This is a genomic window from Mesorhizobium sp. WSM4844 (genome assembly GCF_055811775.1).
The window spans coordinates 1-11,906 of record NZ_JBVVQB010000021.1; the positions used below are offsets into that span (position 1 = coordinate 1).

Sequence of the window (11,906 nt, forward strand, 5' to 3'; positions counted from 1 at the left end):
GCCACCACCGCCGCCGCCACCGCCATTGCCGCCGTCGCCATCGCCATCGCCGTCGCCGTCGCCGTCACCATCGCCGTCGCCGTCACCATCGCCGTCGCCGTCACCATCGCCGTCGCCGCCATTGCCGCCGCCGCCGCTGCCGCCGCCATTGCCGCCGTCACCATCGCCGCCATCGTTCAAGGCGGCGGTGATGAGGGCCGTGGTAACCGGCGGGCACATGTCGATTTGCGCGGCGGAAAGAATGCTGGTGCGGTTGGCTGCAATACAGCAAAGCGCGAAATTGGCTTCAGTGAGAGGTTGGCACTGTGCAGCCGCAAGCCGAGGACGTTGACTCTGCTGTGCGGTTGCCGGTGTGATCATTGCCACCGTGAAGGCAGCGGATGAAAGGAGCAGTATTCTTAGAATCGTGCTTGAGACGTCAGGGTACAGGTGCATTTTCTTCCTCCTTGAGGGAAAAAAAGGCGCTCCCGTCCCCTTGGTTGCGCGAAAGGGTCAATATTACCGACCATCGGTAACACTTTGTTAAGTATGGCAAACAATTTGTTCCTGCGCAATCGCGATTCTCAGGGTTGATTTACCAATCCCCATAAGGATTATGCCGACCCACCAAAAGGGGACACTCAGTGATTCGTTCAGCGGCGCTTCTCGCGGCGGCCATTTTGTTGGCCGGCTGCAGCAATCAAACAACCGGAACAGCAACGAAGATGGCCACGCAAGGCTACGCCTTTGCACCGGCCGCCTTCTACAAATTCTGCGCCAGCGATCCGGCGCTCTGCAGCACCCGCGGCAAGGTCAAAGCGGTCGAACTCACGCCGAGCCTGGAAGCGGAACTTGCGAGCGTGAACAAGTCGGTCAATCGCCGCATCAAGGAGAGAGGCGACAGAGACTCCGCAGGCCGAGCCGACGTCTGGGGCTTGCCGACCGGCGAAGGCGATTGCGAGGATTTCGCCATCCTCAAGAAAGCCGAGTTGTTGAAACGCGGGTGGCCCGCATCCGCCATGTTGCTGACCGTTGCGACGCTTGGCGGCGCAGGTCATACGGTCCTGACGGTGCGGACGAACCAGGGCGATCTGGTGCTGGACAACAGGACGGGCGCGATCAGGAATTGGTCACGGACCTCGTACCGTTATTTCGCTCGGCAGTCCCAGTCCGAAAACGGCAAGTGGACGCGGATAAGAACCTGACACCGTGCCTTGATCGCCCCGCGCCGATTTCACTCGCCGATTTCCCGGGGCGCAAACCAGATCTATCTTCGATCTGGCGTCCTCAGCCCGGGGGTTGGGTGCTACCGTCACCGGCTCTGCGCGATAATGCGTGCAGGCAGAGGTCACGGCGGCCTGATCGTGGCCCACGTCAACCTCGATGCACGGCATCACAGGGCAAGCAATTCAATGCGGGAAGGAATTGCTTTCGACGACCCGCCAAATATCCTTGTTGATTGCGCTGATCGCCTGGATGGAGGCGCTGATCCGCTTCATCTCGGAATCGTCGAGCTCCTCGATCTTCCCATATTTGATTGCATCCTTGCTGTCGAAGATGCGCATGAGTTGCGTGCTCGCATGCGTTCCCGTTTCGTCGAACGAATAGATGCAGTGGCTGTATTTGTTGCGCAGCTTTCCCTGCCGGGTAAGCTGGCTGGCGATCTCCAGGACCTGGCGTCGGCATTCAACCGGTGTTCCCGCCATCTTCGCCAACCGCTCGACCAGCTCGATCCGTGCACGCGTGGTGTTCAGCGTCAGGAAAATGACGATCGCAGTCTCCTTGTCTACTTTCGCCAGACCGGCAATCAGGTAAATCAGCAAGCTTTCTGTGTTGGTCCATGTGTAGTTCAATTGACCAACAAGCAGTAAAATCTCCTGAAAGCGTGGCATCGACCTGCTCACGTGAGAGTTGAGATCACCGGGCGATCCGCACCGGGAACCATTCCAGCGGCCGCAACCCGTCGGGCATGAAAAAGGGCTGCGGCTTCCGTCCTGTTGTGGGCGCCCAGCTTGTTGATGATGTTGTGCATGTGAATTTTGACGGTGTGTTCGGAAAGGCGAAGCGCGGCGGCTATGGTTTTGTTCTGCAGTCCCTGCGACGCCATCTCCAGGATCTGACTCTCCCGACATGTCAGCTGGCCTGACTCCTCGAGTGCGGCCTGCCGTTTGATGGCGGGCTTCGCCTCCTTCGCGTCGCTATGGGGCATGCCGTTGTTCAGGTACGGCTGAAACATGGCCAAGGGAAAATACTCGCCTCCGCGCAGCATGAGCCTGATCACGGAAAGCCACACATCCAGCTTCAGGTTCATGGGAAGCACGCCGCGCACCACTCGCGACGCAAAGACCTCATCGGGGGAAAGCGGCCTCCTGCCGTCGTCCTGCATCACAGCGGTCATGGCTGCCGGGTGGAAGCGGGCCAGCTGGGCGGAACAGGAATCGATCTCGCTCAGAAACACCGCATCGATCAGAATAAGGGAAACCGAAGGATCGAACGCAGCCCAGGTGGCGGACAGGTCGCGAACGCGCTCAGCCCCGATCCACGGGAATTCCCTTTCGACGGCATGCACCAGGCTATCGGAGATCGTGTCGTCAGGGGCGATGAACAGCAAGGTTCGTCGGGCCCAGGATTCTCTATCGGCTGTATCAGCTCGACCGCGTCCGCTCGCCTCCACCCCATCCACCCCATTCATGACCCACCCGTTTACTTGCACTCGCTAAAGGCCGGGAACCCCTACCCGGACGACACACGTTAACGACTTCCTAACTCAAAAATAGGCGAAAAAATATAGTCCTGACGAGCTAGGCAATTGCTGGGACAACCCGTGCTGGCAGCGGCGCGGCGCGCAACTGTCCGCGATTCACGATTGCTGCCGACCTGGTCTTCCCCCCAGGATTTAACCCTTCATGGCGAGCAGCTCGTCCCAAACGGGCTAGCTCCAACTATCAGCTTACAATTTACGGCTGACGGTCACAAACTTCCAATGTTCCGAATTGGGAGCTTGGGGAACATCCAGAGAGTCACGAGAGCAGCGAGCGACCGCACCGTTGGGCGGCGCAGGCGGAAACTCGTGCGCAACCTGGCTGCCTCGCTCCCCCGTCAAAGGGAGGTGACGCCGTACAAACAGACGATGACCGGATCTCCGGCCTTAGTCCCCTAGGCGCAGGCGATCCAAAACCAACCACATGAAAACTTAACGGCCGCGATGAGCCCAAGACCACGTCAGAATGAATGTGGTTCGGTTGTCGCGGCCCCTAACCAAGGGAACGACAATGACTACTCGCAACAACAATACTTCCAACACCGGTTGGCAGTTCATCGGCGACGTCGCCGATGCCGATGCCGATGCAAAATCCGACGCTGACGCCAAGAGCGACGCCGACGCCGACGCCAAGAGCGACGCCAGCGCCGACGCCAAATCCGATGCCGACGCAAAATCCGACGCTGACTCCAAGAGCGACGCTGACTCCACCGGTGTCGGCGTCGGCGTAGGCGTAGGTATCGGAGCTGGCATCGGCATTGGCGACGCTGACGCTACGGCCAATTCGACCAGCAACAACAACAACAACAATAGCAATTCGAGCAGCAACAACAACAGCAACAATAGCAACAACAACAACAACAACTCCAACTCCAACACCAACCACACCGACGTTAAAGCCAGTGTTAGCGCCCACGCGTCGTCGGACGGAAAGTCGGACGACGATTTCGCTGACCTCGACCACGTGGCTGTCGGCCTCGGCGGCGTCATGATGTTCAGCCGCGATGGCGACATCAGCTTCGATCCGGGCGACGACGTCAGCTTCTCGGATGTCCTGAACGGCGCGTTTGCCGGGGCTGGCAATGGCCACAGCGCCACCATCATCAACCAGACCGGCGACATGAAGGACAACGACTATCTCGGCAGCGCGACGGTCAAGAATGATGGCTACTTCGGCAACAAGGGCGACGCCAAGGGTGGCTACGCCAAGTCCGAGGAAGGCATTGATGCCGGCGGCGACGGCGGCCATGCTGGCGATTCGGTCGCTTTTGGTGGCTTCGGCGCCAAGGGCGGCGATGCCGATAGCGGCGACGCCAAGGCTGGCGACGCCAAGGGCGGCGGTGTGGCCGTGAGCGTGCCGATTGTCGTCGGCTCCGCTGACGCCAAGTCCGACGGCGGCAACGCCAATGGCGGCGACGCCGTGCCGATCGCGGTTAGCGGCGACGCCAAGGGCGGCGACGCGAACGGCGTGGCAGTCGGTGCAGGCCTCGGCGGTGACGGCAAGGGCGGCTACGGCGACAGCGGCGAAGCCGATGGCGGCGACAGCGGCGACGCCAAGGGCGGCGACGGCGGCGACGGCGTCGGGCTCGGTCTGGGCCTCGGCCTGGGCGTCGGCGTCGGCGGCGACTCCAAGGCCGACGGCGGCAATTCCGACGCCAAGGGCGGCGACGCTGGCGCGCTTGGCTTTGCCGACGCCAAGGCTGGCGACGGCGGCAACGGCGGCAATGGCGGCAACGGCGGCAACTCGACCGCGGTGCCGGTTGCCCTGGCGCTGATGGACGATGCCGAAGCTGGCAGCGACAGCGATGCCTGGTTCTCCAAGGATGACAACGTCGCCGTAGCTATCCCGATCGCCGCGAATGGCGACACCGATGCCGGCAACACCGGCGGCGGCGGCGGCGGTGGCGGCGGCGGCGGCGGCGGCGGCGCGAATGCCGGCAACTTCGCCGATGTCGATGGCGGTGCTGCAACCTCGACTGGCGGCGCGGCAGACTCGACCGGCGGCGCTGGCTCAGGCTCCGGCTCCGGCACTGGTTCTGGCTCTGGCGTCGGCGGCGCCGGCGGCAGTGGGACCAGCGGCGCGGGTGGGGCTGGCACGAGCGGCGACGCAACCGGCGGTGCCGGCAGCGGCGGAGCCGGCAGCGGCTTGGCAAGCAACGTCAACACCGGTGGCGCAGCTGCCAGCGGTGCGGCCACGAACGGCGACGCGACTGGCGGCGATGCTACTGGCGGCGCTTCGACGGCGACCGGTGGAACGGGCGCGGTTGCTCTCAGCGGCGCTTGGGCTGACGGTGCGGACGGTGGCTATGCCTGGAGCGGCGACGCCACGGGCGGCGCTGGCGGCAACGGCGGCGCAGCGACTGCGACCGGCGGCGCGGCTGGCGCTGGCGGCGACGGCGGCAGCTGGGGGTCGAATATCGGCCACGACCAGCACATTGAAGCCATCAGCCAGGCCAACGCCAATGGCACCATCGACATGAACGGCTTCAACCAGCAGATCGTCATGGGCGCCAACCTGCAAGGCCACTCGGTCGACATGACCGTAGTGGGCGGCAACCTCACCAGCTCGCTGGTTGGCGAAGACGACGCCACATAACTGGCATGGCAGGTCTCGCAACGGCGGGACCTGCAAAAAAGGGACTGCGCGGGGGAAAACCCCGCGCAGTCTTTCGAACCAGAGAAGAGAAGCGCGACCCGGCAAGGGCGCGGATGATCTCGAAAACCGGAGGAAACTTCCGTGTATATGGACAAGATCACCGAGGCGATCAGCCACTTTGTGGGACTCTTTGAAATCACGCTGGAGCAAACCCGTCTCAGGAAAGCCTATGACGAATTCAAGGCGGCCCAGGCGGTCGAGGAAGAAACGCCGGAGCTTGCCAGTCAGACGGTCAACGTCGACGCAGGATACACTCTGAAGGATTTCGTTCCCTCCATCGAGTATTCGCCAGTTCCACCAAAACTTGTCCTGTCGACACCCTGGTCGGATTTCCAATTCGTTCCTCCAGACATCCCCGCGATCCCGCAGCCGGACGTCGCCTATCCAGGTTTCCTGCTTCCCCACGAAGCGTACCCGATGGGGAGTGCGCCCTCACGCCTGATCCTGCCCCATATCGAGCCCCCTGGCTCGGTGGCGGTCCTTATCAATCAGGAGGTTCGGCTCTCCGACAACGACTATACAGGCGCTGGCGGACATGGCCTGAAATTCTCTCCCGCAGCAGCGGACCATGCTGCCGAAATGGCAACCTTGCTGGGCGCGGCGGCGGATCTGTCGCCGATCGACGATCTGGAAATGCCGGGTTCGTCCGAGGAGATAGTGGCTGTCATCAAGACAGCCGGCGAACGGCTCAACGGCTATCCGGAGGAAACGGATGGCGAAGCCGATGTTTTCGTCGTCAAGGCCGACGTCATCGAAGGCACTTACGTCAATGGGCAATCCGTGGACGAAGCGCCCAAGCTCGACGATCACCTCCCGGAGAAGCACCGTCGAGCCGACGAGGAGGACGAGGACGAGGAAGAAGAGGCCGAGCAACCCTCCTACACGCCTGGGTCCGGAAGCATCGACATCGATGTTTCGGTCGAACTGGAAGCCGGCGGCAATCTCCTCGTCAACAGCGTGGCGATGGCCAACAACTGGCTGCAGTCGCCGGTTTGCGCAGTGATGGGCGACCATGTCGAGCTCAACGCGATCATTCAGATCAATGTCTCGTGCGACAGCGACCTCGTCAGTTCCTCCATCAACGGTTGGGGCCTGAACGCCACCGATCCGACCCAAGGCTTCAATATCGCGATGTTCAAGCGCATCGATCCGTCGGCGGAAGCTGCGGCGTCGCAGGCCAAGCAGGGTGACTTTCCCAAGCACTGGGTTGTCACCGAGGTCGAAGGCGACCTGCTCATCATGAACTGGATCCAGCAATACACCTTCATGATGGACAATGACGTTTCCGTCCTGTCGTCATCGGGAGTCAAGACGCTGGTGACGGCCGGCGCCAACACGGCGGCTAACGACATTTCGCTGGACGAACTGGGCTTCAACTACGACCTGATCGTCGTCGGCGGAAACATTTATGACGCCAACATCATCCATCAGTTGAACGTGCTCCTGGACAACGACCTGATCGGCGCGGTCGATGGTTTCCAGACAACCGGCCAAGGCGCGGCCTCCACCAGCGACAATCTGCTTTGGAACCAGGCCAACATCGTCAATTACGGCGCCGGCGATCGCTTCGAGGCGATGTCTGAAGCTTATCGCAAGGCGTGTGAAAGCCTGCAGAACGGCAAAGCTGACCTTTCCGACATACTGGGCGACGGCGCATTCGCGGGCATCGGGGCGATTCGCGTGCTCTACATCTCCGGCGACATCCTCAATCTGCAATACATCAAACAGACCACCATTCTTGGCGACAGCGATCAGGTGGCCCTGGCCATGAATGCGCTGGCGCATCCGGAGGCGGACTGGACAATTTCGACGGGAACGAATTCGCTGGTCAATTATGCCTACATCGCCGACGTGGATTCCACCGGCAAGACCTATGTCGGCGGCGGCATCTATTCGGACGAGATCCTCATCCAGGCGGAGCTGATTTCCACCGGCCCCGATCTTGGCGGCCAGAATCCCGACGTGCTGGTGAATGAGGCGGTCGCTTTCCTCGATGACGACATGCTGGCGCCGGAAGCCTCTCAAAACGTGGCGTATCCCTCGCTCGTGCCTGAGACCTATTCCGATCCGATGCAAAGCGTTCTCGCGTGATTTTCGAACCGGGGTGGCAGCAATGACCGAAGATCGCGATCAAACCGGGCGCGCTTTCGCCCAGGAACCAGAATGGGATCGGCCGGATGACGGCGGCGACGCAGTCGGGCGAAGCGCCGCCGAGCCGATCGCACAGACTTGGTTTCGTCACAGCAGGGCGGTCGATCGTTCGGTGGAAAAACTGGACGATGTCGTTGCCGAATTGTGGCGCATAGTGGACGCCCGGCCGGCCGAAACGCCGACATCGCTTCGCGACGCGACGCCAGCCAAGGTCACCGAACAAGCCAAGGTTACCGAACAAGCGCGCCCTTCAACCGCGCCTTTACCTGGTGATAGAAGCGCTCCGCAACGCGAGGTGCAGCCACCCTCCCCGCAAGCAAAAGCGCCTTCGGCTCCGCCGCCGGCCACGCCCGCTGCTCCAGTCGCAGACAGCATAAGAGGCCTCGACCCCATCCGGCCACCGAGCCCTCGGATCTCCGAGCCGGCTCAGCGTGCCGTAGCACCAAAGGAAGAGCCGGCGCGCAAGCCCGAGCCGGAAATGCTGGAACGCAAGACGCCGAACGCACCGAAGGACGCACTTGGCAATCAGGACCAGCCGAGCGCGCGAGTAGGCGAGCCGCCCACGCAGGAGATCCGGCCACCGAGCCCTCGGATTTCCGAACCGGCCCAGCGCGCCGTATCACCAAAGGAAGAGCCGGCGCGCAGGCCCGAGCCGGAAATATTGGAACGCAAGACGCCGAACGCACCGAAGGACGCGCCCGGCAAGCAGGACCAGCCGAGCGCGCGAGGAGGCGAGCCGCCCACGCAGGAGATGCGGCCACCGAGCCCTCGGATTTCCGAGCCGGCCCAGCGCGACGTATCACCAAAGGAAGAGCCGGCGCGCAAGCCCGAGCCGGAAATGCTGGAACGGAAGATGCCGAACGCGCCGAAGGACGCGCCCGGCAAGCAGGACCAGCCGAGCGCGCGAGTAGGGCCGCCCACGCAGGAGATCCGGCCACCGGGGCCTCGGATCTCCGAGCCGGCCCAGCGCGCCTTACCGCCAAAGGAAGAACCGGCGCGCAAGCCGGAGCCGGAAATATTGGAACGCAAGACGCCCAACGCACCGAAGGACGCGCCCGGCAAGCAGCACGAGCCGAGCGCGCGAGTAGAGCCGCCCACGCAGGAGATGAAGAACAAGCCGGTTCTGCCCGGCGTGACAATCGAGGGCGACCGCGGTCCCTTGCTTGCCCGGGAAGTGCCTGGCGGCGGCGGCCCGACCGGAACCGGCAAGGGGGGCGGCGGTGGCGGCGGCAATGGCGGCGGCGGCGGCGCATTCCACAAGCGTCTCGGCCCGGTCGATCTCTCGGCAAGCCTCACGGCCGGCCTTCGCGCGGTCAAGAAGAACCTCATCGCAGTGATGATCTTCACGATCGCGACCAACGTGCTGGTGCTGGCGATACCTGTCTACCTCTTCCAGATTTCGGATCGCGTGCTGACGAGCCGCTCGGTCGACACCCTGGTGATGCTGACGATCGTGATCGTCGGCGCAGTCATCCTGCAGTCGGTTTTTGACGCCATCCGGCGCTTTATCCTCATGCGCACAGCGGTCGAGGTCGCCGCCCAACTGGGCGGACCAATCCTCAGCGCAGCCGCCAGGGCTTCACTGCACAGCAATGGGCGCGAATATCAGACGCTGGGGGATCTTCAGCAGCTGCGCACGTTTCTGGTGTCCGCCACGTTGCTGTCTCTTCTCGATGCGCCGATGGCCCCGTTGTTCATGCTGGCCATATTCCTGATCCACCCCGACCTCGGGTTCATCGTCGTGGCGACGGCGCTGCTGCTGCTGGCCATCACGCTCGCCAACCAGCGCGCAACCGCCAAGCCGTTCGGCGAGGCCAACACAAGCCAAACCAAAGCCAACCTCCACGTCGATTCGATGTCGCGCAACTCGCAGATCATCAACGCGCTCGCGATGATCCCGGAAGCCGTGTGGATCTGGGGCAAGGATACCGGCAACTCGCTCAGATGGCAGGTCATAGCTCAGGACCGAAACATAGCCTTTGCTTCTCTTTCCAAGGGCGTCCGGCTGCTGACCCAGGTCATAATGCTCGGCTGGGGCGCCTATCTGGCCATCGAAGGCTCGGTCACGGGCGGCATGGTCATCGCCGCGTCAATCATTGCCGGTCGCGCACTTGGCCCGATCGAGGGTGCGATTGAAGGGTGGAACCAGGTTGTGCAGTCACGCGCCGCCTTTGGCCGCATCAGTGCGCTGCTGAAGGAATCCCCGCTGAACTTCGAACGCCTGAAGCTGCCGCGTCCGGAAGGGCGCCTCGATGTCGAGCGGCTGCTGTTCGTGCCGCAAGGAACCAAACGTGTCGTGCTCAATGGCATCGGCTTTGGGCTGGAGGCCGGAGACTCGCTGGCGATCATCGGCAATTCGGGCGCCGGTAAAACGACCTTGGGCAAAATGCTCGTCGGCTCGATCCTTCCAACTTCGGGAAGCGTGCGGCTCGACCTGATGGACCTGCGGAACTGGGATCAGCGGCAATTTGGTGAAAGCATCGGCTACCTTCCCCAGGACGTGCAGCTTTTCCCGGGGTCGATCAAGGCGAACATCGCCAGAATGCGCGAAGACGTCGACGATGGCGCAATTTACGAAGCCGCCAAGCTGGCCGACGTGCACGAACTGATCGCCTCGCTCCCGCATGGCTACGAGACCTTTGTCGCCGCCGATGGCGCGCCGCTTTCTGGCGGGCAGAAGCAGCGGATCGCTTTGGCGCGCGCCTTTTTCGGCAGCCCGAAACTGGTGGTCCTCGACGAGCCGAATTCGAACCTCGACACCGCTGGCGAGTTGGCTTTGTCGCGCGCTCTACAGCAAGCCAAAGAGCAAAAGATCACGATGGTGACGATCACGCAGCGGCCTGCTTTGCTGCAGACCGTGGATAAGATCCTGGTGCTCGTCAACGGCACCGTGGCTCTTTTCGGGTTGCGTCAGGACGTGCTCCAGGCTTTGGCGGCGCGCGGCATGAGCCTCGATGGCGGCCATTTTGCCAATATTCAGGTCAAATGAGAGAGAGAGCGGCCGTGAAGGAAATAGCCAAGATCGAAGACGCCCAATGGTATGGCGCCGTTCCGCGTTCCATTTGGAAGCAGACGACCGCCGGATTGCTGCTGATGGCCGTCACCTTCGGCGGATTTGGCACCTGGGCATTCACGGCACCGCTCGCAGCCGCGATCGTCGCGCAAGGAAGCTTCGTGGCCACTGGGCAGAACAAGATCATCCAGCACCTCGAAGGGGGTATCATCAAGCAGCTTCTGGTTAGCGAAGGCGACCATGTCGTAACCAATCAGCCTTTGGTGCTGCTCGACGAAACGGCCGCGCGGGCAAAGGAACGGCAGTTGTTCTTCCGCCAGGCGCGCCTTGAAGCGATTGTGGCGCGCTTGACCGCCGAGGTGCACGGGGCGGAGACGATTACGTTCCCGGCCACAATAACCGAAAATCGCGACGACCCGGAAATTGCTTCGATCGTGCATAGCCAGCGTCTCAACTTCGAGGGCTCGCGCACCAAAATGAGCAGCGAGATCCGATTGCTCGACCAGAACATCGGCGCCCTGAAATTCCGGGCGGGCGGTTATGAGCAGTTGCTGAAAGCGGTCACGATACAGCTCGGTCTGCTACGCGAGGAGTATACCGGCAAGAAGACCCTGCTCGACCAAGGATTGATCCGCGCGACCGAGATCAAGGCGATTCAGCGCGCCATAGCAGATGCCGAAGGGCAGATGGGGCGGCTCTCAGCCGAGATATCCGAGACCGGCGCCCAGGTCATCAAGCACGAACAGGAGATGCGGCAGACAGAAAACGCCTACCGCCAGGCGGCGCTCGACGAGCTCGAGGGCGTTGAAACCGAACTGGACAGCATCCGCGAACAGTCCCGCGAGGCGCAAAACGTGCTGCGCCGAGCGACGATCAATGCGCCGGTTTCGGGCACTGTCGTGCGGCTGTTCTACCACACGTCCGGCGGCGTCATCGAGAGCGGCAAGAGCATCATGGAGATCTTGCCGGCGAATGTGCCGCTTATCATAGAAGCGCAGGTGCCTCGCACCGAGATCGACAATGTCAAGGTCGGACAAAAGGCGACGGTACGGCTGGTCGCGCTCAACGCGCGCACGACGCCGGTTCTGAACGGCGAAGTCTACTACGTCTCGGCCGACTCGCTCCCCGACGCCTCCGGCCCGACCGCAAAGGAGGTTTATCTGGCGCGCGTCAACCTCCCAGTCAGCGAACTGGCTCGAGTGCCTGGATTTGTTCCGACGCCAGGCATGCCCGCTGAAATTCTCATCCAGACGGCGGAGCGGACCTTTTTCAGCTACCTGTCCAAGCCGATCAAGGACAGCATGGCTAGGGCATTTAATGAGCGCTGACCGTAGAGGCGGGGGGTA

Annotated in this window: 9 protein-coding genes; 6 read left to right on the forward strand and 3 right to left on the reverse strand. The window is 62.4% G+C overall.

Going from position 1 to position 11,906, the window contains the following annotated elements; genetic code table 11:
• Both AC0L2A_RS17900 and AC0L2A_RS17905 read left to right on the forward strand, forming a co-directional pair.
• Nucleotides 1-384: hypothetical protein (locus tag AC0L2A_RS17900; protein WP_473609893.1), on the forward strand; the 384-nt coding region annotated here is incomplete at its 5' end.
• Between the two features lie 272 nt (nucleotides 385-656).
• On the forward strand, nucleotides 657-1,184 hold the full coding sequence (locus AC0L2A_RS17905; protein ID WP_473609952.1) for a transglutaminase-like cysteine peptidase: 528 nt from the start codon (nucleotides 657-659) through the stop codon (nucleotides 1,182-1,184).
• Nucleotides 1,185-1,388: 204 nt separating this feature from the next.
• Here AC0L2A_RS17905 and AC0L2A_RS17910 read toward each other — a convergent pair whose 3' ends face one another.
• On the reverse strand, nucleotides 1,389-1,871 hold the full coding sequence (locus AC0L2A_RS17910) for a hypothetical protein (RefSeq protein WP_027156248.1): 483 nt from the start codon (nucleotides 1,869-1,871) through the stop codon (nucleotides 1,389-1,391).
• An 8-nt stretch (nucleotides 1,872-1,879) separates the two neighbouring features.
• On the reverse strand, nucleotides 1,880-2,590 hold the full coding sequence (locus tag AC0L2A_RS17915; RefSeq protein WP_473609894.1) for a helix-turn-helix transcriptional regulator: 711 nt from the start codon (nucleotides 2,588-2,590) through the stop codon (nucleotides 1,880-1,882).
• A gap of 661 nt (nucleotides 2,591-3,251) precedes the next feature.
• On the opposite strand from AC0L2A_RS17915, the gene AC0L2A_RS17920 reads away from it, so the two are divergent.
• Together AC0L2A_RS17920 and AC0L2A_RS17925 are read left to right on the forward strand one after the other, a co-directional pair.
• Nucleotides 3,252-5,336, forward strand: a complete 2,085-nt coding sequence (locus AC0L2A_RS17920) for a hypothetical protein (RefSeq protein ID WP_473609896.1) — start codon at nucleotides 3,252-3,254, stop codon at nucleotides 5,334-5,336.
• Between the two features lie 147 nt (nucleotides 5,337-5,483).
• Nucleotides 5,484-7,487 carry a type I secretion protein gene (locus tag AC0L2A_RS17925; protein ID WP_236388776.1) on the forward strand — a complete coding sequence of 668 codons (2,004 nt, stop codon included), beginning with the start codon at nucleotides 5,484-5,486 and terminating at the stop codon, nucleotides 7,485-7,487.
• A gap of 585 nt (nucleotides 7,488-8,072) precedes the next feature.
• Here the strand turns inward: AC0L2A_RS17925 and AC0L2A_RS17930 are convergent.
• A complete protein-coding gene (locus AC0L2A_RS17930; RefSeq protein ID WP_473515833.1) occupies nucleotides 8,073-8,663 on the reverse strand; it encodes a hypothetical protein in 591 nt (196 codons plus the stop codon).
• Between AC0L2A_RS17930 and AC0L2A_RS17935 the strand changes: the two genes are divergently transcribed.
• Nucleotides 8,653-10,536, forward strand: a complete 1,884-nt coding sequence (locus tag AC0L2A_RS17935) for a type I secretion system permease/ATPase (protein WP_473515827.1) — start codon at nucleotides 8,653-8,655, stop codon at nucleotides 10,534-10,536. The two genes, AC0L2A_RS17930 and AC0L2A_RS17935, sit on opposite strands and share 11 nt — an antisense overlap.
• 14 nt (nucleotides 10,537-10,550) lie before the next feature.
• The gene (locus tag AC0L2A_RS17940) at nucleotides 10,551-11,888 is read left to right on the forward strand and encodes an HlyD family type I secretion periplasmic adaptor subunit (RefSeq protein ID WP_236388766.1); all 1,338 of its coding nucleotides are present in this window, start codon (nucleotides 10,551-10,553) and stop codon (nucleotides 11,886-11,888) included.
• Nucleotides 11,889-11,906: the final 18 nt, after the last annotated feature.

Excerpts from the sequence above, each read along its gene's own strand:
- AC0L2A_RS17920 (WP_473609896.1), top strand. The coding sequence starts at position 3,252 with ATGACTACTCGCAACAACAATACTTCCAACACCGGTTGGCAGTTCATC.
- AC0L2A_RS17925 (WP_236388776.1), top strand. The coding sequence starts at position 5,484 with ATGGACAAGATCACCGAGGCGATCAGCCACTTTGTGGGACTCTTTGAA.
- AC0L2A_RS17935 (WP_473515827.1), top strand. The coding sequence starts at position 8,653 with ATGAAGAACAAGCCGGTTCTGCCCGGCGTGACAATCGAGGGCGACCGC.
- AC0L2A_RS17910 (WP_027156248.1), bottom strand. The coding sequence starts at position 1,871 with ATGCCACGCTTTCAGGAGATTTTACTGCTTGTTGGTCAATTGAACTAC.